Annotated in this window: 19 protein-coding genes and 1 pseudogene; 9 read left to right on the forward strand and 11 right to left on the reverse strand. The window is 69.6% G+C overall.

The window, feature by feature from the left end:
• The first annotated feature begins 152 nt into the window (after positions 1-152).
• The 4 genes from FRANCCI3_RS01455 (at position 153) to FRANCCI3_RS01470 (ending at position 4,644) form a co-directional block, all read left to right on the forward strand.
• The gene (locus tag FRANCCI3_RS01455; RefSeq protein WP_108913358.1) at positions 153-914 is read left to right on the forward strand and encodes a hemerythrin domain-containing protein; all 762 of its coding nucleotides are present in this window, start codon (positions 153-155) and stop codon (positions 912-914) included.
• 236 nt (positions 915-1,150) lie between these two features.
• The gene (locus FRANCCI3_RS01460) at positions 1,151-2,323 is read left to right on the forward strand and encodes a PP2C family protein-serine/threonine phosphatase (RefSeq protein ID WP_011434756.1); all 1,173 of its coding nucleotides are present in this window, start codon (positions 1,151-1,153) and stop codon (positions 2,321-2,323) included.
• The gene (locus FRANCCI3_RS01465) at positions 2,323-3,954 is read left to right on the forward strand and encodes a sensor histidine kinase (protein ID WP_011434757.1); all 1,632 of its coding nucleotides are present in this window, start codon (positions 2,323-2,325) and stop codon (positions 3,952-3,954) included. The genes FRANCCI3_RS01460 and FRANCCI3_RS01465 overlap by 1 nt, the downstream gene beginning before the upstream one ends.
• A gap of 27 nt (positions 3,955-3,981) precedes the next feature.
• Positions 3,982-4,644: a TIGR03085 family metal-binding protein gene (locus FRANCCI3_RS01470; RefSeq protein ID WP_011434758.1), complete on the forward strand. Its 663-nt coding sequence runs from the start codon at positions 3,982-3,984 to the stop codon at positions 4,642-4,644.
• A 67-nt stretch (positions 4,645-4,711) separates the two neighbouring features.
• On the opposite strand, the gene FRANCCI3_RS01475 is transcribed toward FRANCCI3_RS01470, so the two are convergent.
• Positions 4,712-6,043 (reverse strand): glycoside hydrolase family 26 protein, encoded by a 1,332-nt coding sequence (locus tag FRANCCI3_RS01475; protein ID WP_011434759.1) that lies wholly within the window; start codon positions 6,041-6,043, stop codon positions 4,712-4,714.
• 483 nt (positions 6,044-6,526) lie between these two features.
• Here FRANCCI3_RS01475 and FRANCCI3_RS01480 point away from each other — a divergent pair, with 483 nt between their 5' ends.
• A complete protein-coding gene (locus FRANCCI3_RS01480) occupies positions 6,527-7,093 on the forward strand; it encodes a CD225/dispanin family protein (protein WP_011434760.1) in 567 nt (188 codons plus the stop codon).
• Between the two features lie 70 nt (positions 7,094-7,163).
• Here FRANCCI3_RS01480 and FRANCCI3_RS23075 read toward each other — a convergent pair whose 3' ends face one another.
• The 3 genes from FRANCCI3_RS23075 to FRANCCI3_RS01500 form a co-directional block, all read right to left on the reverse strand.
• Positions 7,164-8,201 carry a CD225/dispanin family protein gene (locus FRANCCI3_RS23075; protein ID WP_049760811.1) on the reverse strand — a complete coding sequence of 346 codons (1,038 nt, stop codon included), beginning with the start codon at positions 8,199-8,201 and terminating at the stop codon, positions 7,164-7,166.
• Positions 8,202-8,687: 486 nt separating this feature from the next.
• The gene (locus tag FRANCCI3_RS01495) at positions 8,688-9,935 is read right to left on the reverse strand and encodes an IS4 family transposase (RefSeq protein WP_011434762.1); all 1,248 of its coding nucleotides are present in this window, start codon (positions 9,933-9,935) and stop codon (positions 8,688-8,690) included.
• A gap of 310 nt (positions 9,936-10,245) precedes the next feature.
• Positions 10,246-11,559, reverse strand: coding sequence for an IS701 family transposase (locus FRANCCI3_RS01500; protein WP_237704540.1), 1,314 nt, complete (start codon positions 11,557-11,559; stop codon positions 10,246-10,248).
• A gap of 209 nt (positions 11,560-11,768) precedes the next feature.
• Between FRANCCI3_RS01500 and FRANCCI3_RS23900 the strand changes: the two are divergent.
• Positions 11,769-12,266, forward strand: a pseudogene (locus FRANCCI3_RS23900) (GNAT family N-acetyltransferase); the annotation flags it as partial.
• 197 nt (positions 12,267-12,463) lie between these two features.
• Here FRANCCI3_RS23900 and FRANCCI3_RS25815 read toward each other — a convergent pair.
• From FRANCCI3_RS25815 to FRANCCI3_RS01520, 6 genes are all read right to left on the reverse strand, one after another.
• Positions 12,464-13,420, reverse strand: a complete 957-nt coding sequence (locus FRANCCI3_RS25815) for an XRE family transcriptional regulator (RefSeq protein WP_131728979.1) — start codon at positions 13,418-13,420, stop codon at positions 12,464-12,466.
• A gap of 79 nt (positions 13,421-13,499) precedes the next feature.
• Positions 13,500-14,783, reverse strand: coding sequence for an ISAs1 family transposase (locus tag FRANCCI3_RS01505; RefSeq protein ID WP_049760812.1), 1,284 nt, complete (start codon positions 14,781-14,783; stop codon positions 13,500-13,502).
• Between the two features lie 300 nt (positions 14,784-15,083).
• Positions 15,084-15,335 carry a helix-turn-helix domain-containing protein gene (locus FRANCCI3_RS28880; RefSeq protein ID WP_083503398.1) on the reverse strand — a complete coding sequence of 84 codons (252 nt, stop codon included), beginning with the start codon at positions 15,333-15,335 and terminating at the stop codon, positions 15,084-15,086.
• Positions 15,336-15,925: 590 nt separating this feature from the next.
• A complete protein-coding gene (locus FRANCCI3_RS01510) occupies positions 15,926-16,570 on the reverse strand; it encodes a response regulator (protein WP_011434768.1) in 645 nt (214 codons plus the stop codon).
• Complete coding sequence (locus FRANCCI3_RS01515; RefSeq protein ID WP_011434769.1) at positions 16,567-16,950, reverse strand: sensor histidine kinase; 384 nt, start codon at positions 16,948-16,950, stop codon at positions 16,567-16,569. The genes FRANCCI3_RS01510 and FRANCCI3_RS01515 overlap by 4 nt, the downstream gene beginning before the upstream one ends.
• On the reverse strand, positions 16,947-17,843 hold the full coding sequence (locus FRANCCI3_RS01520; protein WP_049760813.1) for a histidine kinase dimerization/phosphoacceptor domain-containing protein: 897 nt from the start codon (positions 17,841-17,843) through the stop codon (positions 16,947-16,949). Before FRANCCI3_RS01520 ends, FRANCCI3_RS01515 begins: the two co-directional genes overlap by 4 nt.
• 254 nt (positions 17,844-18,097) lie before the next feature.
• On the opposite strand from FRANCCI3_RS01520, the gene FRANCCI3_RS01525 reads away from it, so the two are divergent.
• On the forward strand, positions 18,098-18,736 hold the full coding sequence (locus FRANCCI3_RS01525; protein ID WP_011434771.1) for a dTMP kinase: 639 nt from the start codon (positions 18,098-18,100) through the stop codon (positions 18,734-18,736).
• Between the two features lie 82 nt (positions 18,737-18,818).
• On the opposite strand, the gene FRANCCI3_RS01530 is transcribed toward FRANCCI3_RS01525, so the two are convergent.
• Positions 18,819-19,757, reverse strand: a complete 939-nt coding sequence (locus FRANCCI3_RS01530) for an acyl-ACP desaturase (protein ID WP_011434772.1) — start codon at positions 19,755-19,757, stop codon at positions 18,819-18,821.
• A gap of 278 nt (positions 19,758-20,035) precedes the next feature.
• Here FRANCCI3_RS01530 and FRANCCI3_RS01535 point away from each other — a divergent pair, with 278 nt between their 5' ends.
• Positions 20,036-20,755: a response regulator transcription factor gene (locus FRANCCI3_RS01535; protein ID WP_011434773.1), complete on the forward strand. Its 720-nt coding sequence runs from the start codon at positions 20,036-20,038 to the stop codon at positions 20,753-20,755.
• Entirely contained in the window at positions 20,752-22,176 is a 1,425-nt protein-coding gene (locus FRANCCI3_RS01540) for a sensor histidine kinase (protein ID WP_011434774.1), read from the forward strand. The genes FRANCCI3_RS01535 and FRANCCI3_RS01540 overlap by 4 nt, the downstream gene beginning before the upstream one ends.
• Positions 22,177-22,199: the final 23 nt, after the last annotated feature.

Consider the following 22,199-nt stretch of genomic DNA (forward strand, 5'->3'; position numbering starts at 1 on the left):
GTGTAGGTGCCGAGCGAGGCGACTGGCACCCTTTGTGGGTACCGGGTTACGGCTGCGTGGTGGCTGCCGAGATGCGGACCGGGTCGGATAGGCGTAGCTTTGGATCCCGGTAGCTCTCCGCTGGGTATCCGCCCATGGGCTGCGAGGTGGTCATGGCCGAGACGTTGGTGACCTTGGTGGAGGCCGCGCATCAGGATGCCGTCCGTCTGATCGAGCTCTCGCGCGACGTCGGTGCCCACGGTGACGTGGATGGTCCGTCGACCGACCCGCGGCAGGCGCTGCGCGCCAGCGACGCGGCCGTGGCCGCCGTCTCCGCGCACCTGAGCGCGATGGAGTCGGTGGTCTACCCGGAGATGGCCCGCCGGGTCGTGGGCGGCCGGGCGCGGGTGGCGGACCTGGGCCGCTTGGCGCGGCGCTGCTCCTCGGTGATGCGCGGCATTGAACAGTACGTCCAGGGGGACCTCAACCGGCCCGCGGAGCCGGTCGCGAACCTGCGCCGGGATCTGGCCGCGTTGATGGTCGAACATGCGACGCTGGAGGACGAACTTCTGCGTGAGCTGATGGCCGAGCTGTCCGACGACGAGCGCCGGGATCTCCTCGACCGCTTCTCCGACGCGATGCGCCACGCTCCGACCCGACCGCATCCGCACCTTCTGCACAGCAGGCTGTTCGGTGGAAGCCTGGCGGCCCGCCTGACGGGCTACTGGGATCACCTGCTCGACGTGATGGACGCCCGGGAGGTGCCCGGCGCGCCGAGGCGGGCCCCGGTGCCCGCCGGGCTGTGGGGCTGGTACCTGCTGGGCCGTCCCACGGCGCCGGCTGCGGGTGAGACCCCGTCAGGGAAGGAAGGCGCGCAGGGCGACACCACCGCTGGTAGCCACAACGTCACTGGTGGCCACATCGCCGCTCATTGATCCGTCCTTGCGACTGCCGTCGTTTCCGTAGGCCCACCATGTCTTCCTGAGCCCGGTCTTCCGGAGCCCGTCGCGCTCTGTCTTCCTGACGGTCTTCCTGGCCGCGGTCCACTCCGGTTCGGCGTTCCGATGCGCACGGGCGCCGTGGTCGTGCCATGCTTCGAGTCCGGGTTGGGCCGGTATGGCCTCGTGTCGTGCAATGCCGAGGAGATGTGTCAGGAACCGAGGGCACCGCGATGCGGGCGCCGAACGCTGATCCCGTAAAAGTGATCTGGCCGGTGCTGTTGGTCGAGGATGATGATGCCGACGCCTATCTGGTGTCCGAGCTCCTCGACGAGGTCTCCGCTCCGGTCGAGCTGACCCGGGTGCGCACGGTGGCCGAAGCCGCCCGTCGCAGCGAGCACGTCGCGTGCGTGCTGCTGGATCTCGGGCTGCCGGACAGCGAGGGCCTGTCGGCGCTACGCCGGTTGCTCACGGTCGAGGCGGGAGCGCCGGTCGTGGTGCTCACCGGTCTGGTTGACGAGTACCGGGGGGCGCAGGCGGTCGCCGCGGGCGCGCAGGACTATCTCGTCAAGGGTCAGGTCGACGGGCGGGACCTGGTCCGGGCCGTCCGGTACGCGATTGAGCGCAAGCGGGCCGACACCGCCGCGCAGGCGCTGCGGGAGTCGGAGCTGCTGGCGGACGAGCGGGCCCGCCTCGAACGCGGCCTGTTACCCCGGCCACTCATCGACGACGGCCGGTTGCATCACGACGCCCGGTACCGCCCCGGCCGGCAGCAGTCCCTGCTCGGCGGGGACTTCTACGACATGGTGTCCACCGCGGACGGCACGCTCCACGTCCTGCTCGGCGACGTCTGCGGGCACGGCCCGGACGAGGCGGCGCTCGGGGTGAGCCTGCGGATCGCGTGGCGCACGTTGGTCCTCGCCGGTGTTCCGGAACCCGACCGGCTCGGGTATCTCCAACGCGTGCTGGTGAGCGAGCGGGAACAGGATGAGATCTTCGCGACGGTGTGCACCCTCGCGATCGCTCCCGACCGGACCTCGGCGCGGATGCGGCTGGCCGGTCATCCGCCGCCGGCGCTGTTGCATCCGCGGCTGTCGGCGCTGCCGGGCGACGTCGTCGGTCCGGCTCTTGGCATCGTCGACGACGACCTCTCCGAGGAGGTGCGGATCGAGCTCGGGCCGCACTGGGCGCTCCTGCTCGCCACGGACGGCCTGCTGGAGGGGCGGGAGGGACCGGGCGGGGAACCGCTGGGCTGGGAGGGCGTGCTGCCCGAGATCGCCAAACTCTGGCCCGCCGACGACCCCGACGGGCTGCTCGACAACCTGATCGACCGGGTGGAGGCGCGCAATGGCGGCCCGCTGACCGACGACGTCGCGCTCCTGCTGCTGATCTGGGGTGCCGGCTGATGCCGGAGCGCACCCACCCGAACGTCACCCACCCGAACGTCACCGACGGGGGAGCGGGCGACGCGGGGCCGAGCGGAGCGGTGGAGCGCGGCCGGGTCGGGTCCGTCTGGCGCCTGCGCCGTCGACTCGAGGTGACCTACGCGGTGGCGGCGATGGTGCTGATGATCGTCGCTGGTCTCGTCGTCTCGTCGTTGGTCCGGCTTGATGACGCCCTCCACACGCGCAGCGACGTCCTCGCCCCGGCTCTGCTGAGCTCCACCGAACTGGTCTCCAGCCTGGTCGACCAGGAGACCGGGATGCGGGGCTACCTGCTTCAGGGCAGCGAGGACTTCCTGGAGCCCTACAACGAAGGGCGCAGGGCCGAGCGCACGCTGCTCGCGGACCTGCACCGACGGCTCGTGGAGCGCCCCGACCTGCTGGCGAGGCTCGCCGTGCTGGAGGACCGGATCCGGGCCTGGCACGGCGACTACGCCGATCCGGCCATCAACGCGGTGCGGGTGGGCGGTCCCGCGGCGGCCCGCCTGTTGTCACCGGAGTTCGGCAAGACCCGCTTCGAGGCGGTCCGCGCCGCGGCCGGGGACCTCGAGGCGGACCTGCGGGCCAGGGAAGTCCGGGCCCGCCAGCACGTCACGGCGGCGCTCCGTTTCCTGATCTTCGCGCTGGTGACCGGCGCGGCCGTCATGGCCGTACTCCTGGCGGTCATCGCGCGGGCGCTACGGTCCTGGGTCACCCGCCCGCTCGAGCGGGTGAGCGACGATGCGCGAACCGTCGCCTCCGGACATCTCGATCACGTGGTCGAGCCGACCGGTCCCCCGGACATCGCCTCGCTCGCCGCCGACGTGGAGTCGATGCGACGCCAGCTGATCGGGGAGCTCGGGGTCGCGCGGGCGGCGCGGTCCGCGGTGGAGGCGCAGGCCGAGGCGCTGCGGCGCTCCAATCGTGACCTGGAACAGTTCGCCTATGTCGCCTCGCACGACCTGCAGGAGCCGCTGCGGAAGGTGGCGAGTTTCTGCCAGCTCCTGGAGCGACGCTACGGTGACAGGCTCGACGAGCGGGGCAGCCAGTACATCGCTTTCGCGGTGGACGGCGCGAAGCGGATGCAGCAGCTCATCAACGATCTGCTGGCCTTCTCCCGGGTGGGGCGGACTACTGACGGTTTCGTCGATGTGTCCCTGGGGGAGATCTTCGACCGGGCGGTGGGAGCGCTGTCCATCGCGATCGAGAGCGCCCGGGCCGAGGTCACCGCGGATGATCTGCCGGTCGTGCGCGGGGACCCCGTCCTGCTCACCCAGCTGTTCGCGAACCTGATCGGGAACGCGCTGAAGTTCCGGGCCGAGACGGTTCCCGCCGTGCATGTCGGTGTCGTCGACCGGGCGGACGAGTGGGAGCTGTACTGCGCCGACAACGGGATCGGAATCGATCCGGAGTACGCCGAGAAGATTTTCGTGATCTTCCAGCGGCTGCACGGCCGGGATGTCTACGAGGGCACGGGCATCGGGCTGGCGTTGTGTCGCAAGATCGTCGAGTTCCACGGCGGCCGGATCTGGCTGGACGGCGCGGTGAAGGACGGAACCACCTTCCGGTTCACTTTCCCTAACCGGAGACTTCTAACGGCCAGAGACCCGCCGTGAGTCGCCTCATCGCCTAGAGTGCCGCACATGATGGGGTCAGGAGCGGTTCTCACCCGGCCAGGGGCCCGTGCGCAGCGGCGGGAGCTCGCGGACCTGCTGGCCGAGCGTGGCCCGGCGGCGTCCACCCTCTGCGCCGGATGGACGAACCATGATCTGGTGGCGCACCTGGTCACCCGCGAGCGGGTGCCGTGGGCCGCTCCCGGGCTCATCGTCGGTCGGCTGCACGGCATCACGGAGCGGGCCGAGCGGGCCACCATGCGGGCCCACACCTTTCCCGAGTTGGTCGAGACGTTCCGTGCCGGGCCGCCGTGGTGGCAGCCGACCCGCATCGGCCTGATCGACGATGCCATGAACCTGGTCGAGTTCTTCGTGCACGCCGAGGACATCCGCCGCGCCGCCCCTGGCTGGGAGCCTCGCGAGCTTGACACCAGAAGCCGTGACGCGATGTGGACCGCTCTGCTGCTGATCGGGTTCGCCGGGTTCCGGCGAGCCGGCCTGGGTGTCGTGGCGGAGCGTACGGACGCTCCTGGCCGGCGCGCCTTGCACGGCGGCGAGCCGGTGGTGGAGATCGTCGGGCCACCTGAGGAGATCGTGCTGTACGCGTTCGGGCGGGGCCAGGTCGCCCGGGTCGAGCTGCGCGGTTCCGACGCCGACATCGAGCGGTTCCGCGCGGCTCCCACCGGTCCCTAGCTCCCGGCGGCTGCGATCCGGTCGGAGCCGTGCCGCTATCGGGGCGGGGCGTTACCAGAGCAAGGCGCTACCAGAGCGAGGCGTAGGTGGCCGCGCCAGCGGGATGCTCTGTCGGGTTCACCAGGGAGGAGTGCACGTTCCCGGGTGACGAATCGCTGAAGTACGTCTCGTAGGCGAGGATGTCGCGGTTCGCGGCGAACGTCTGGTACATGTTGCGGATGTACACCGGGTTGTCGCCGCCGGCCTGGCCGGCGCGGCCCGCCCCGGTATCACTCTTCCCGACGAGTCCCCATTCTGGGACCGAGAACTGCTTGCCGTGCTGGCGGGCGAACGCGATCGTCGAGCAGAGCCCGGCTTCGGCGTGACACTGACTGGCGAAGGCAGCGTCGTCCGTGCTCGCCGGCCATTGGTCGTAGCTGTCGATGCCGATGATGTCGACGTACTGGTCACCGGGGTAGACGGCCCAGGCTCCGCTGCTGTGCGCATTCAGCGCCCAGTCGATGCGGGCCTGCGGATCCGTCGAGCGGATCGCGCTGACAACCTGGCGGAAGCAGTTCACCCAGGTGGTGGGGTTGGTCTTGGAGACCGACCACGGGAACCAGTCGCCGTTGAACTCCCAGGCGAGCCGGATGACGCTCGCCGGGCGGCCCTTCGCCACCAGCCACCGGCCGAAGTCCGCCCAGTGGCCGTTGTAGGCGCCGCTCGCGCAGGAGTTCATGTCCCCACCGCCCGTGGGGTAGAAGGACTGCGAGATGACCCAGGTGCCGGCGAAGGTCGAGAACTTCTCCGGGCCCGAGCCGAGCCACGGGTTCGTCATGGTCTGCCAGCTCGACCTGTCGGTGAAGGTGAGCACGACGTTGACCGGCGAGCCGCGGAAGCTCTCCCAGGCCCGCACCTGCGTCATCGTCCCCGCGGCGACGCCGCTCATGCCGCCGGGCACCGAACCGCCCCCACCACCGACGGGGATAACGGGCACTTGTACCGCAGGCTTCGTGACCCGGGCCGCGGCGCCGGGGGTCGTCGGCCTGGCGGTGGTCCGTGGGGCCGTACCGGCCGGGGTGCCCGCGGGCACCGGGGCGGGCGACGGCGAGCCGACGGTCGCGCGGGAGTTTCCGCCGGTCGTGCCCGCCGAGGCGCTGCCCGCCGAGAGGCTGGGTTGCACCCGGAGGTCATCGCCGTGTCGGGGCTTCCCGTGCTGGATGGCGGTGGCCTCGACTGTCGCCGAGCCCTCGCCCCCGGTGTCGCGTTCGGGGACGAGGGTCCACCCGACTACGGCGGCGACCAGAGCCATCACGCCTAGCGACGCGATCCAGGCAGGGTGACGCGGACGGCGGCGCCCGCGCCGGGAACCGGATCGGACTCTCGGCGGGCTGGGATTGCCCTCCGCTCGGTGCTTCACCGCGGGTATCCCTCCGTGCGTGGCAGTGTCGTCAGGACCCCCCGGGTCCCGGCTTCGGCATCGAAGCGGATGACCTCCATGTCGCACAGCAGCCTGAGACGGACCGGACCGGCCTCCGGTCGCCCCCTCGACGCCGGCTGCCGTGTCTAGATAGTTCGGACGAGACACTACACCGACGTGCTAGGCCGACTTGTCGGAACTCGGGGGTTTCGGGCGGTGAGGCTCTCGGGTGGCGTGGAGCCCGGTTGGTCGGCACGCCGGTTGGTCGACACGCTGGCTGTGCCACAATGTGCGCGCGCGGAGCCTGGGATGTGCCTGGTGGTCAACCCACCTCGCGTCACGGATTCCGCGCACGGGTCGGGGATCACGCGCCGGTGGAGTGTCCGCGGTGCCTGGTCGAGCGCCCCGGGGGTTATGCGGCCAGGCGCGGTGGCGGGGCCGTTCACCGGCTCGCCCGCCACGACGACAACAGGAGAGCACCCAATGTCCCAGCCACCCGAGTACCCTCCCGCCGGCGGTCACGGTCAAGGGGGTTATGACCAGGGCGGCTACGGCCAGGGTGGTTACGGTGGCCAGGGCGGTTATGACCAGGGCGGTTACGGCCAGGGTGGTTACGGTGGCCAGGGCGGTTATGACCAGGGCGGCTACGGCCCTCCACCGCCCGGCTATGGACCCCCGCCCGGTGGGTACGGCGCGCCGCAGGGCTACGGTGCCCCGCTGGGATACGGCGGCCCGGGTGGGTTCGGCCCACCTCCGCCCTACAACCAGCCGATCCCGACCTACCTGTGGCAGTCGATCGTGGTCACCCTGCTGTGCTGTCTGCCCGCCGGTGTGGTGGCAATCGTCTATGCCACCAAGGTGCAGAGCCGCCAGCAGATCGGCGACATCAACGGCGCGCTGGACGCCTCCAAGAAGGCCAGGATGTGGTGCATCATCTCGGCCATCTCGATCATCGTGGTGTTCCTGGTCATCCTCGTCATCGGCTTGGCCGGCGGCTTCGAGACCGATTCCAGCACGTCGTATTCGACGCTCCCACCCGCTCGCACCTGAAGGAGCGTGGCCTGACCGAGAGTCAGGCTCTCGTCGTAACGGCCGTCGGCTTGGCTCGCTTGTCGGCTCGTCAGCCGATGGAGCTCCCGCCGCAGAGCCCCGCCATCACCGAGAGAGACGCGAGGAAGAGGAGGCCGAACACGAGTCCGGCCAGGCACCAGGCCAGGCTGCGACGCGATGCCCGGCGCGCCCCGGCGACGTCGTGGGCAAGGAGTCGATTCGACGCGCGCGAGGAGTTGATGATCCCCATCACGCCGAGCGGTGCGCACAGGAATGTCGTCAGGATCGCGAGAGCCAGGTAATTGCCGACCTTTGGCGTCGCCTCGGTCCCCGGCCGCTGCCGCGTCCGCGCGTGCCGTGGTGTCTGCGCGTGCCGTGGTGTCTGCGCGTGCCGCCGGAGCGTCTGGTGGGGTTCGGCGGGTCGGTGGGCCTGTGTTCCGGGCCAGCCCGGATGGGGGCCGGTGTCGTTGTGTCGATTCCGTGGGTAGCCGGTCGAGTAGTGATGTCCGCTCGAGTAGTAGTGACCGCCGGTGTCCCCTGGCCCAGGCCACCGCACGTTGTGCGTGTTCCACCGCAATGGTTCGGTCGGAGGCGGGCGGAACTCCTCCTCCCAGCGGCTGCGGGGCCGATCGGTCCTCGGGCGACGCTGGGTGGTGCCGGTGGTGCCGGTGGTGCCGGTGGTGCGGGATGACGGGTCGCTGATGCGTGAGCCCGACCGCGGGCCGGTGTCGGCCGCGGTCCAGGGATCCCAGCGGGCACCGGTGTCCGTCCGGCAACCGGCGTTCGTGCGGGCGCCGGTATTCGTCCGGCCGGTGTGGTTCGTCGATCCCGGGCCGCCCGCGTCCGGTGCCGGGGACGAGGGCGACCCGGTGAGGCGGGCGTCGTACTCGTCCCGCCACCTGTCGAGGATTTCGTGGGACACGGTGAGGAGCTGCATCGTGCGCATGGACTGTGCGTCCCGGCTGGCGGGATTGTCGGGGTGATGAGCCCGGACGCGGGCCCGGTACGCCCGGCGGATCTCCGCCCGGTCGGCGGTGCGCGCTACCCCGAGCACGGCGTAGGCGTCGACGCCACCGAGTTCGCGAACCAGCCGGTTGAGCGGGGTCAACGTCCGATCCGCTTGACGACGTCGCCGCGGTTCCGATCGGAAGGCACCATGCGAACCGCCATTCCCCGTCGTCGGCCGGGCGCCATCAGCGGTGATGATAGGCGATCCGTCCGCCATCAGTCCGCCATTCGTCTGCCTTTGGCAGATTCGTGCTGTCAGGCCGTGACGTCCCGGCGGGCCAGGCTCACCGCCCCGACCACCGCCGCACCGGCGGCATACAGACCTCCGACCAGCAGCGCCGACCCGTAGCCGCAATGCCACTTCCACTAAGTCGATCAAGCTGCTACCTGGGGTTTCGTGGGGTTGGCGAGCCTGATCGTGGGCGGGGCGTGGTGGCGGAGGCCGCGCTGGCCGGGTTTCTTGACCGGATACTGGTTGTGGCGCGCCCGGCGGACGACGCGGGGGTAGGTGCGTTCGCGGCGGGTGTTGAGCCGGGTCGGTCGGGTGATGTCGGTGGCGGTCTCACCCTGAGTGCGTGCCCGCTGGTCAGGGGGAAAAAGCCGGGTCGGTGACGACCCGGTCCCGGATGATCCTCACAGCGCGTTTGAACTTGATCCGGTCGGGGTCGATCCCGGCGGCGGTCGCGGCCTGGCAGGTCAGCGCACTGATCGCGTGGTGGGTGAGCAGGTAGCCGTAGATCTCCTGGTAGACGGTGTCGGGGTGCTTCGAGCGCAGGACCTTCCCCGGGCCACGTAGGTAGGTCTTGAGCTGCTTGTTGCCGATCTCGTGTTCCCATCTTTGCCGATACGCCCCGGCCAGGGCGGTCGCGGTCGCCTCCCGCGGGTCACAGATCGTGGTGAGCAGGCCGATGATCTCGTGTTTCCCGTCGCCGTCGCGGTCGGGCACGTCGTACTCGACGAGACGGGCGTAGCGGGCCTTCGCCGGATCGAGTACCTCACCGGCCCGGGCCGCGGCGACGAGTGCGTCCCGCGCCTTCCCACCGATCTTCGGGTTGACTAGGACCGTCAGGTACGAGCCGTCGGACAACGCGCGTAGCGGCGGCAGCCGCAGGCTGGCCTTGACCCGCCACAGCAACGCCGCGCCGGTGTCCGCGGCGGTGCACCAGTCCGTCCAGGAGTAGAAGTTGCGGTCCGCGAGCAGAAGCCAGCGTTCAGCCAGCCGCGGGTACAGGGTGCGGGCCGGGGCCTGCTCGCTGGCGGGCTTCGCCCCACCGGCCGGGCCGAACGCGGCCAGCACCGGCGCGTGCGAGGCGCACTCGGACACGGTGACCGCGCGGACCTTCGGGAGCGCCCCCGGCGCGCCGTCACGGCCCGCGGGCAGGCCGAACGCGGCGACGTTCTCCCTGGACGCGGGCACGTCCCACTCCAGTCCGTCGATACTCATCAGCCGCCACGGGCCGAGGAACGCCCCGACCGTGTCGAGGTCCGCGACCGGCCCGGCGACCTGGCAGAACAGTTCCGCCAGCGGCGCTGAACCGAGCCGCTGGCGGGCTTTCGTCAACCCGCCCGAGGTCGGTTCCCACCGCGGCCCCACCACATCGAGATCGTCCAGGGTGGCGGCGAGCCGGCACGCGACCGCCTCGTAGTCGTCGTCCGCGAACAACGCGAGCGCCATCACGAAGTAGACCGCGACCCGCGGCGGGATCGTCGTGTCGGAACGCCGGGCACCTCTCCCGGTCGCCTCGATCGCCCCATCAACCGCGTCCCGCGAGACGAACGACGTCAGGACCCCCAACGAGATCCAGTCCGTCAGCTGGCTACCCGTGTCCGTCACAGCCCAGGATCATGCCGTCAACCCGGCAGATCCACCCGAACCGACACACCACAGCCAGCCAAGATCCAAATAGTGGAAGTGGCATTGGGACTAGGCCCCTTCTCCGCCAGTCTGGTCGAGCTGTATTGGGAGTGGGAACTCGACTTTCGCGGTTTTCTTGATCTCCAATTTTATGGTTGACGTCGCGTGAGACGTGTTCTGTGCGTGTTTGGTGTGCTGGTTCGTGGTGGGGTGTTTGAGCTGGTTTGCGGTCTCGGGTCGATGTCTGTTTTGTCTGGTTCCCGGGCTGTGGGGCCGGGATGGGGGCTGGTCAGGCCGCGAGGGCGCTGTCGGTGGTGGCCCAGGCGAGGCGGAGGGTGTGGATTTCCGCGTCGGTCGGGTTCGCGGGCCGTGTGGGCTGATATTGGGTGGTGATCAGGACGCGGCGGAGCTTGACGGCGAGGTCGGCGGTGCAGGGGCGGGTCTTGGTGGTGTACCAGGGGGTGCGGGCGCGGTGGTCGGCGGCGTCGCCGTGGTGGTGGCCGGTGGTGAGGTACCAGGCGAAGGCGAGGGTCTGGCAGGCCAGGCCGAACGGGACGGTGCGTTCGACGGCGGCGGTGAGTCGGTTGCGGGCCTGGCCGACCCCGAAGATCTGCTTCGCGTCCGCGATCGCGACCTCGATCGACCAGCGGGCCGCATAGCGGGCGACGAGCTCGGCGGGCCTGGTCAGGGTGTCGGTCGTGACGAGCGCGAGGTCGTAGGTCCCGGGCCGGTCGGTGTCGCGGACGAGGACGACGGTGACGGGGCGGGGGCCGAACACTCCGTACCACAGGCAGCGGATGACCGCCGTGTGCACGGTCCCGGCGCGGCCGTAGCGGGTCACGGCCGTCGGGCGGAACGTCGCGGCCGCGGCGAGCTGGGCGAGGGAGGGCAACCGGTCGCCCTTGAGTCGGGGCCGGCCACGTCTCCCGGTGCGGGGTGGGGCGGGGGCGAACAGGGCGGCGTCGCGGCGGAGCCGGGTCGTCCAGGTCACCGAGGCCGGCAGTCCCCTGAGCTCGTCGCCGGCGTAGGCGGCATCCGCGACGACGTGGACCCGGCGGGCGGGGAACGCCCCGGCCAGCTGTTCGACCGCGCGGGCGGCCAGCCAGAGCCGCGAGGCCGAGACGGTGTCCTTGCGGACCAGGCGGGCCAGGACCGGCAGGCAGACCGGCCGGCCGAGCAGCGGCGCCGGCACGACGAGGCCGACGATCACCCAGTTGTTGCCGAACCCGACCTGGTCTGGCCCCTTCGCGGATCCGTCGTGGAACCAGCCCACCGCCCACACCTTCTTCCCCGCCCGGTGGAACAGGGTGTCATCGACGACGACGTGCAGCGGCCCGGCCGGGACGAGGCGGTCGACGACGAGCCGGGCGAGCGCCAGGCCGACCTTCTCCGGCGACCAGACCGCCCGCGCGAAAAACCGGTGCGCCCGGTCGTGCGGCCACAGCGTGGACAGGCCCGCGCCGACGAGCATCCCGCACACCGTGCGCCGCCCGCCGGTGGCGAGCATCCCCACGACGAGCGCCCGGAACGTCCGGAACGACGGCGCGGTGAAACACGGCCGGAAACCCTCCAGCAGCACCGCCAGAGAAACCGGTATCGTCACGTCCGGGAGCATCGGCGTCCAACTTTCGGGTTGGTACAGGAAACGCTGATGCTCCCGCCACCAGCCCCTCGCGCTGGCCTTCCACCCCTCCGCCACGCACCGCGATACCACCGGCAGGCACCAGGGAATCATCCACCCGAAAGCAATCGGGAAAATTATCCAGCCGTTGCCAGACACTGATCTGGATCAAGAAAACTGCGAAACTCTAGTGGGAACAAGACCCGAGTGTATTGGTCGGATACGGTCGTCAGACTCCGGACTCACTCGAAAACCGGCGAGAAGGAGTCCAGCATCAGGCACGAGGTACCGACGATCAACTACGATTCACCGTCTACGACATAACGACAACCCCGCCAACCCCTGTGGGGACCACTGCCGTACTCATCGATCATCACGTACGGACCGGCGAGTTTATAATCCAGCTCAACCCGTCCAGCCGAGGCAAAGGTATAGGAACCGAAGCTACCCGCCTAACACTCGATTACGCCTTTCATATTTCCAATCTTCGATGCGTCTACCTGTCGGTGCTGACCCCGAACACAGGAGCAATCCGCGCCTACGAGAAGGCCGGATTCCGGAAGATCGGGGAACGGCGACAGTCCGGGTATTGGCTCGGCCAGTCTGCCGATGAGACCCTCATGGACGCTATACCGGCAGAATTTCCCGGACCCTCCCTCGTGCGACAACTAGTCAATCCGGATTCGTAACAATCGCGCCGTTTCCGATCTAGCTTCGCTGCGCGTCCGACTGGCCGCGACGTCGACCGTTCTCGCCGTACCCGCCCGGAACCTTGAGGACTTCGGGCGGAGGTACGGCGTTGTCCAGTTGCAGGATGCTTACAACCGGTGAAGACTCTCGAAAGTGTGGGACGGCTGATCTCGAATCGTTGCGACCAGGGATATTGTCATGGTCGGAGGTCCATGAAGTCGGCCATCTCGCTAAGGCCACTACTCTTTGCGGTGCGGACGCCGGTAGCATCCAACAATGTGCCGACCAATGAATGCGCCGTCCGTTGATTTCTCAGCCATTCGGGAGCAGACTTTCGGATGCTCACCAGAGTTCTCGTTGCACCCGGGTAATTATGCGTAGAGACCTGCGCTTCGGCCACGGTCAGTAGATGGCGAGACCACCTACCCGAAGACATCTTCTTCGATGGTCGGACGGACCGAGCCAGGTGGAGTGCTAGAGACGGATCGCCACCTATAAGAGTGTTTTCAACGGATGCCGTCTCGACCACAGTCGGCCCGAAAGAGATCCATGCATGCGGCCCGTAATCTATCCTGTCGGTCTCGACCCGAACAGCCGCCATGCGAGCAAGTTGGATCAGTTCGTGCGATGTATCAGGCCGGTTATTTCGGGATGCCGCGCTACTACCTCGAAGAAGCAATGTTCCCCACACCGAGAGATGCTGAGGTGTGGCCTTGGTCATCGAAGGTTCGATGTTTTCGGCAGCGCGTACCGCGATTTCTTCCGCTTCATCGAAGCGCCTTTGTCTTAGTAGATACCATGACAGCACGCCGGTGGCGGTCGCATCTAGGATTTCGCTACCCGCACGGGATGACGTCTCCTTTGCCTTCATCACAGACCAATAGCCGAGGTCTTCGTGTCGAAGGTAGATGAGTACGGCCCCTGCAAGGCGGTACGCCTGAGCCAGATAGCGCAATGCGGTTAGTTCATCGTCGCCGTCATAGTGCGACACTGCTACTTGTGCCGCATCGAGTATCCCGGGCAGCTCTGTAGCGGCGAGCTGATAGCGAGAACTGTTGTAAGCGCGCCCCGCCCGAGCCAAGGTTTTGCCAATTTCGTCTAGCGCGGGTGGTTCGCTGGCGGGGGCAGAATTCAGGCTATCCGACGAAGGCATTAGCGTCTTCCGCAGTGCCCAGAGACTAGGTTCCTGAAGAGAGTCCCGCGGCGCCACAGATTCAGGGTGACCCGCAAAGTCATTGATGCAGGTCAGCGGGGTTGTCGAGAGTGAGGATGGCCAGGAGCAGGGCGTTGTCGTGTCGGATTCTGCGGATGGTCGGGGCGATGCGGTTATGGCCAGCGAGGCGAATCAGCCCGATGATCAGGTTACGGAGTGTGGTCATGATGCGGGGCAGTGGGCCGGTCCGAACCCGCGAGGCATCCTCACGGAACGTCACATCGCGCACCCAGTGGACCTTGTTCTCGATCGTCCAATGCCCTCGGGCGTAGCCCGCGAGATCAGCGGGTGTGACCGCGTCGAGGGTGAGGCTCGTCAGGACGTGGACCGTGACAGTGCTCGGGATCGTCCGGGTGACCCGGGCCCGGCCCGTGCCGGTGGTCACGGTCCGCCGGACATGACGGCGGATCCGCGCCACGGTGCGGGCATGGGGATAGCGGGCACGGATCGCCTCGCTGGCCTGGGCCAGCTGGATGGTGCGTCGTTCGAACCGTCCATGGGCCCTGCCCTCGGCGCTGTGCCCGATCGGGATCTTCGTCCAGTCGGTCGCCTGGTGGCAGTCGACCGACAACGCCGGGGTGTTCGCCTTCACCGTGAACACGAAGTGCGCTCCCAGCTCGGTGACGATCAGGTCGGCGTGGGCGCGGGTCGTGTGCAACGCATCAGCGGTCACCACCACCCCATCCAGCGGATCATGGGAATGCAGTTCGCGGAGCAGCGGTGCGAACGCGGTGACCTCGTTCGTCTTCGCGCCGACCTCATGCTCGGCGAGCACCACACCCGTGCCGTGTTCGGCGACCGCGAGCAGGTGCGGTGCCCGCCCCTCAGGCCCAGCCGCGCCACGCAGGGTCTTCCCGTCGACCGCGACCACCCGCCGCCCACCACCACGGGCCTGGCGGGCGCGGGCCGCGGCGAACATCCCGACCGCCCTCGCCAGCGCCGAGCTGTCCACCGCGGACAGGACCCGGATCATCGTGTCCACCGACGGTGCCTGCGGCTGCCCGGTCACCGGATGGACCCGCGCCCCGAGAGCGGTCAGGACCTGCGTCGGGGCGTGCGCAGCCCAGGCCGCGATCTCCTCCACCGACTTCTCCCCCGCGGCGACCGCTGCGGCGGACAGTCCCAGGATCACCGGGAGCCGGTGACGTATCCCTCGCGGGTCCCGCGGGTCAGGCACCCCGGCGAGTACGTCGGCGAGCCCCTGCACCTCACCGCCGTGCGCCCCCAGGACCCGCAGCGACCGCCGCATCCGGACCAGCTGCCCCGACCCGGCCTGTCCGAGATCGGTGGGAGTGACGGGCATGCGAGACTGGACCGGCAACGGGGCTCCCTACGGCTGGTGATCTAGGCAATCCCCGTCCTACCGGGACCCCGTTGCCTCACCGCAGCCACCCTCACCGTGGTGGCCCGCCGTTGTTCCCCCGGACCCCACGGCCCCACCGCCCCACCCACCCCACCGGCTGTCACAGAACGTCATCGGTGGCGTTTCCGCCGGCGCCGGAACCCACCCTCACACGCGCTACTCACAGCGACGAAACAGCAGCCGGGCCCGGATCCTCACACCACCACCGGCCCCAGCCCCCCGCACCCCGTCTCACACCGTCTACCTGCACAAACAGACTTTGCGGGTCACCCTGGCCACAGATTCGCCGTTATCGAAAAGCTCAGAGGTCTTAACGTTCAGACCACGGGCCAACGCATGAAGCGTTTCTATTCGAGCCCCCGCCCGTCGATTCTGCTCTAGCTTTCTGATTACGGCGACGCTGACACCAGAGCGTGCGGCTAGCTCTTCCTGTGAGAGAGAGCGCCTACGCCGTATCTGGGCAATCCTGTCACCAGGCATTATGTCGGGCATGCCGTCACCTCCGATGCGGAGCGTAGCAGAGGCCCGCAAGAATTCCCACCGACTGCTCAGGACGTCCCGCAAGTTCGTAGGCCCGGGATTGACTTTCTGAGGCCCGAAATCGGCCAGACCCCATGACGACTTTCGGAGCCGCGCGAGAGACACGACACATGGCCCCCGGCTCCCGTCATGCTGACGGGCTAGATCCACTGGAGGCTGACTCCCGGTGCTCCGCGCGTAGGGGACCGCCCGGCGGTAGATCAAATAGAGCAATCAGCTACTTCAGTTGCGGGCTTGCCGGCCCCGTTGGGCCCGACGAATCCGGCGACGACCCCCTCGGGAATCGTGAGGTCGAGACCGGTGACGACGGTCCGGCGCCCGTAACGCTTGGTCAGACCCTGGACGTCGACGGCGGCCGGCCGGTCTGTCTCAGGTACCGGCCGGGTGGTGCCGGGCCGGGTGGCGCCGGGTGATGGCGAACCGGGCCCGCCAGTGGTTGTCATCATGGGAATCAGACTGGTGTGGCCGCCCCCTCACGTCGTCCGTCCAGCGGCGGCATCGTCGTACGCAATGTGACGCAGCACCGGGTACGCCCAGCCGGCTCAGACGAGGCCGGCCTGGTGGGCCAGGACGGCGAGCTGGGCCCGGTCCCGCGCCGCCAGTTTCACCATCACCCGGCTCACGTGGGTGCGGGCCGTCGCCGGACTGATCACCAGTCGGGCGGCGATCTCGTCGTTGGACAGCCCGTGGCCGACGAGGCTCATCACCTCGCGTTCCCGCACGGTCAGCCCGCGCAGGTCCGGGGCGGCGACGGCGGCTGGCCGGCGGGCGAAGGTCTCGATGACGAGTCGGGTCACCGTCGGGGAGAGCAGAGACTCGCCCGCGGCGACGACCCGGATCGCTCGCAGCAGGTCGGCGGCCTCGGTGTCCTTGAGCACGAAGCCCGAGGCGCCGCCCCGCAACGCCTCGAAGACGTATTCGTCCAGCTCAAAGGTGGTGACCATGACGACCCGGGTAGCGGCCAGGTCGGGATCCTCGACGATCGTCCGCAGCGCCGCCAGCCCGTCGAGGACCGGCATGCGGATGTCGAGCAGCACGACGTCGGGTCGGGTGGCGCGGACGAGTTCGACCGCGGCCCGACCGTCCTCGGCCTCGCCGACGAGCTCCAGATCGTCCTCGGTCTCGATGAGTACCCGCAGCCCGAGCCGCACCAGCGGCTGGTCGTCGGCCACCGCCACCCGGATCACGAGCGGGTCACCCAGCTGGGGAACGTCCGGCCGCCGCCGGTATGCACCGGAAGCTCGGCCCGGACCTGCCAACCGCCGGCCCGGACCGGTCCGGCGGTGAGGCTTCCGCCGAGCTCCGCGGCCGTGCCCGGCTGGTCGGTGACGTCGACGACGAGCCGGCCGTCGATGATCCCCATGGTGACGCGCACCCGTACTCCGTTCGGCTCCCCGTGCCGGAGCACGTTGGTCAGCGACTCCTGAATGATGCGGTAGGCCGCCAGATCGAGGTCCGCCGGCAGGCCCGTGAGATCCTGGGAGTCTCCCTGCGTGACGAGCTCGACGGGCACCCCGCAGAGCCGGACCTCGCGCAGCAGGCTCGGGAGTCGGCCGAGTCCCGTCAACGGGGTCCTGGGCGGCTCGTCAGGCGCCTCGCGGGCCCTGCCGGTCCCCCCTCCCGGGTATCCGTCGAGGACGCGGCGGCGGCGCTGGTGGTGGCGGCGGCGCTGGCGGCGGCGGTGACGGAGTCCGCGGCCGCCGCCGGGTCCGCCCGCCGGCCGGCCCGGGTGAGCGCCAGGGTGGCCCGCAGCTCGTCCAGCGCGTCGACGCTCGTCCGGCGGATGGCCTCCAGGGCCACCTGGGCCTGCTCGGGACGCCGGTCCAGCACATGCAGCGCCACCGCGGCCTGTAGGGAGATAATGGACCGGCTGTGGCCCACGACGTCGTGGACCTCGCGAGCCATCCGCAGCCGTTCCTGTTCGATCCGGCGGCGGGTCGCCTCCTCCTTGGCCTGCGCAGAGGCGATGCGGTTGAGTCTGATCAGGGCGCCCACGAAGGCGGGGACGGTGCAGGACGCGACCGTCCCGATCATCGTGATGCCGAACTTCCAGCCGCCGTCGGCATATCCCCGCAGTAGCGCGACGACCGAGCCGAGGAAGATCAGCAGAACGCAGACCCCCACGGCTCGGCTCGTCGTCCGCTGGTCGTGGCGCAGCCCGACCGCGAGCCCGGACACGATCACGGGAAAGAAGGCGGGGCCGTGCGGGTAGCCGGTGCCGAGGTAGCCGCCGAGGAGCAGGCTCGTGGCCATCAGCATGGCCAACGGAGCCCGGCGGCGCAGGGGGATGGCGGCGGCCAGCAGGGCGAGCAGCACGTAGGCGAAGGCATCCAACGGCCGGGAGGGGGGCACCTGGTCGGCACCAACCTCCCCGGAACCGCGGAGCAACGCCGCCGCGATGAACGCGGTGAACAGGAGGTCACCGATCACCGGGAAGATGCCGCGCCTGGCCTCTACCATCTCTCCGACGGTAGCGAGCCGCCGTCGTGCCGACATCCGCCACTGGACGTATCCGGCGTACGGGCCGGGACGCAGCCGGGAGCCGGGACGCAGCCGGGAGGAGGAAGCGCCCGGCCGGTGGTCGACCGGTTTCGACGTGTCCTTGCGATGCCCTTGTTACGGATTGTCTCCTTGTTACGGTTACGCTGCGGCCTGAGGGTGGCCGTCGCGGCCCGAGGGCTCACGACGGCCGGTGGCGGGGAGGTGCCAGGAGGATGATCCTCGCGATCGAAGGCGTTGACGGCGCGGGCAAGAACACGCTGACCGGGCGGCTGGTCGCCCGCCTCACCGCCGCCGGCCGCAGCGTCGCGACGCTCGCCTATCCCCGCTATGCGACCGAGCCCCTCGGCCCGGCGGTGCGTGGCCTGCTGGCCGGCGATCCGCGGCTTGCGCCGCTCGCGGCCTCCCCCCGGGCGAGCGCGATGATGTTCGCGCTCGACCGGGCCAACTCCCGTCCCGAACTCGACGCTCTCGTCCGTACGCACGATCTGATGATCATCGATCGTTACGTGGCGTCGAACGCGGCGTACGGCGCGGCGCGGCTGCCGGCCACCGAGCGGGAGAGCTTTCCCGCCTGGATCGCCGAGCTGGAACTCGGCGCGCTCGCGCTGCCGGTGCCCGATCTCCAGGTCCTGCTGCGGATCCCGGTGGGGACGGCGCGGGCGGGTACGCTCGCCCGCGCCGGGGCCGACCGGGGGCGGGCGCTGGACACCTTCGAATCCGACGACGGGCTGCAGGAGCGGTGCGCGCGGATGTACGAGGAGCTGGCGGCCCGGAGTTGGGTCTCCCCGTGGCTGGTGGTGGACCGGGAGACTGGTGTCGACACGATCTGCGAACACCTCGCCACCCGGTAGGGACGCTACGGACAGTGAGACCATCCCGGGTTTTCCGGGTTTTCCGGGTTTTCCGGGTTATGCAGGTTATGCAGGTTATGCGTTAGGCCGAGGCCAGCGCCTTGGCTCGCCGGGTGGCACGTTCCGTGGTCCGCGCCAGCTTCGCTTCCTGCTGCGTCGCGAGGGCGTCGAGCCCGGTGACGAAGGCGGAGACCTCCTCGCGGGCCTTCTCAGCCTCGCCATTCAGGCCCTCCAGGTCGAAGAACCGCCAGTGACGCAGGACCGGCAACACCACGTCGTCGTGGTGGATGCGCAGGTTGTAGATGCCGGCCCGGGCGATCTGGATCGCCTTGCGGCCGAAGTCACGGATGCCGGTGCCGGGCATCTGGAAGTTGACGAGCTCGTCGCGGATGGCCACCACAGTACGCGAGGGGTCGAGCTCCAGCGCCCCCGCGATCACGTTCCGATAGAAGATCATGTGCAGGTTCTCGTCCGTCGCCACCCGCGTGAGCAGCTTCTCGGCGATCGGTTCCCCGCAGAAACGGCCGGTGTTGCGGTGGCTCACCCGGGTCGCCAGTTCCTGGAAGGAGACGTACACCGTTGCCTCCAGCGGGGACTTGTTCCGGCTGTCGTAGCCCTTGCCCATCTGGTACATGCGGTTGCGTTCGAGGGCGATCGGGTCCACCGCCCGGGTGACCAGGAGGTAGTCGCGCATTGCTATGGAGTGGCGCCCCTCTTCGGCGGTCCACCGGTGCACCCAGCTTCCCCAGGCGCCGTCCTGGCCGAACGCGTCCGCGATCTCTCGGTGGTAGCTGGGCAGGTTGTCCTCGGTCAGCAGGTTGACCTCGAACGCGATCTGCGCGATCTGCGAAAGCTTCGACTGCCCGGGCTCCCAGGGGAGGCTGTCGAAGTCGCGGCCCTCGCCCCAGGGTACGTACTCGTGCGGCATCCATTCGGCAGCGACGCCGAGATGCCGGTTCAGGTTGGCCTCGGCGACGGGCTCCAGATCGCGTATCAGGTCGATGTCCGTGAGTGATTTCATTGGGGAACTGTTCCAGAGGGATCATGTGTTAACCATGTCCCGCGGGTGTGGATTACCGAGCGTGGAACTGTTCCGCCGAGGCAGTCCCGCTGCGGGACCGGGCCTCCTCGCCAGGCCCGGCGAGGAGGCCCGGGCGGACAGTCCCGGCGCGCCCGGTCGGCATCCGGCTCACACCGAACTCTCATGATGCTCGGATGAACTCGATGCGGACGATGCCGGCATCGCCGTTCGCATCGCCGTCCACCCGCCGCATCGAGGTCGCGTCCAGGGAGCCGGACATGTCCACTGCCCCGCGTGTGCTGGTCGTCGACGATGAGCCGAACATCGTCGATCTGCTGCGGATGGCGTTACGTTTCCATGGTTTCGACGTCCTGACCGCGACCACCGGTCGGGCGGCGCTTGAGTTGGCCGTCGCGGCCCGGCCGGATCTGATGATCCTTGATGTGATGCTGCCCGACATCGACGGCTTCGAGATCTGCCGGAGGTTGCGCGCGGACGGGCACCCGGTACCCGTCGTCTACCTGAGCGCGCGCAACGCTCACCGGGACAAGATCGCCGGCCTCACCTACGGCGGCGACGACTACGTCACCAAGCCGTTTGCCGTCGACGAGCTCCTCGCCCGGGTCCGGGCCGTGCTGCGCCGGACGTCACCTCCGCCGGCCGAACCGGCACCCGCGCCGCCGTCCCCGCTGCGGTTCGCCGACGTGGAACTTGACCCGGACGCCCATCTCGTCCGCCGCGCCGGGGAGCCGATCGACCTGTCGCCGACGGAGTTCTCCCTGCTGCGGTACTTCCTGACCAACCCTAACCGGGTGCTGTCCAGGACCCAGATCCTCGACGCGGTGTGGAGCTACGACTACGGGGGCGAGTCGACCATCGTGGACCAGTACGTCAGCTACCTGCGGCGCAAGCTCGGCCGGCACGGCCCGTCCCTCATCCACACCCAGCGCGGTTTTGGCTACGTGCTGCGCCTTCCGGTGGCGGGGTCCAACCGGTGACGCTCCGCCTGAAGCTGATGTCCGGCCTGATCGCGCTGACCGCACTGGGACTGGTCATCGTGGGTGGGGCGAGCGTGTTCGCGCTGCGTGCCTACCTGGACGACCGGATCGACCAGCAGCTCACCCGCGCGCGGGTGCTGGGCGGCCTGCCGGCCGCTGTCTATCTGTCCCGGTGGGAGGCGCTGGGCCGGGCCGGGGTGGAGCGGGCCGTGGCGCCGACCGACTACCTGGTGGAGATCCGGCGGACGGACGGGACGGTGCTGCGCATCGCGGGTTCGGTGACTCCCACGCCGCCGGCCACGCCCCTGCTGGACGCCGCCGGGGACCGGGGTGCCACACCGTTCACCGTCATCGCCGACCGGGAGCGGTACCGAGCGGTCGTCCGGGACAGTCCGCGCGGGCCGCGGGTCCTCGTCGCGCTGCCGCTGAAGCCGGTCACGGAGACGGTCCACCGACTGGTGATGATCGAAGTTGCGGTGGGTCTCACGGTGCTTGCCGCGATCGCCGTGCTCGCCTGGGTGTGGCTGACCCGTGGCCTGCGCCCACTGCGTCAGATGATCTCCACCGCGTCGGCGATCGCCGGGGGGGATCTCGACCGGCGGGTGCCGGCGGGGTCGGCCCGTTCGGAGACCGGTCAGCTCGCCACGGCCCTCAACACGATGCTCGGCCAGATCCAGGCCGCGTTCGCCGCCCGGGTCACATCCCAGGAGCAGCTCCGCCGCTTCGCCGCCGACGCCTCCCACGAGCTGCGGACGCCGTTGACCTCGATCCGCGGCTACGCCGATCTGCTGCGCGGCGGAATGGTGACGGCGGTCGACGCGGATGACGCGCTACGCCGGGTCCAGGAGGAGGCCGCCCGAATGAGCACCCTTGTCGACGACCTGCTGTACCTGGCCCACCTCGACGAGCAGCGACCGATGCGGCGGGCCGGGATCGACCTCGCCGGGCTCGTCCGCGACGCCGTCGCCGACCTGCGGGTCGCGGCCCCCGAGCGCCCGGTGAGCGCCGAGCTCCCGGCGAGCTGCGTCGTCCTCGGCGACGAGAACGCGCTGCGCCAGCTCGCCGGCAACCTCCTGACCAACGCCCGCGTCCACACCCCGCCCGAGACGCCGATCGAGGTGCGGCTGCAGGCGCTGCCAGCGGACGCCGCGCCGACCGGCCCCGCCGGCCCCGGGACCCCCGGGGGCGCGGAGCTTCACGTCATCGACCACGGGCCGGGCATGCCACCGGAGGTCGCCGAGCACGTGTTCGACCGCTTCTACCGGGCCGCGGACAGCCGGGCCCGGGGGCATGGTGGCAACGGATTGGGGCTGTCCATCGTCGCGGCGACCGCCGCCGCCCACGGCGGCCGGGTCGAGGTGTCCAGTGCCGTCGGCGCCGGCACGGTCTTCCGGTTCCTGCTGCCCGCACCCGCCGGCTGACCGCCGAGCCGTCCGGCCGTCCT

Source organism: Frankia casuarinae (genome assembly GCF_000013345.1).
Taxonomy (GTDB): Bacteria; Actinomycetota; Actinomycetes; order Frankiales; family Frankiaceae; genus Frankia; species Frankia casuarinae.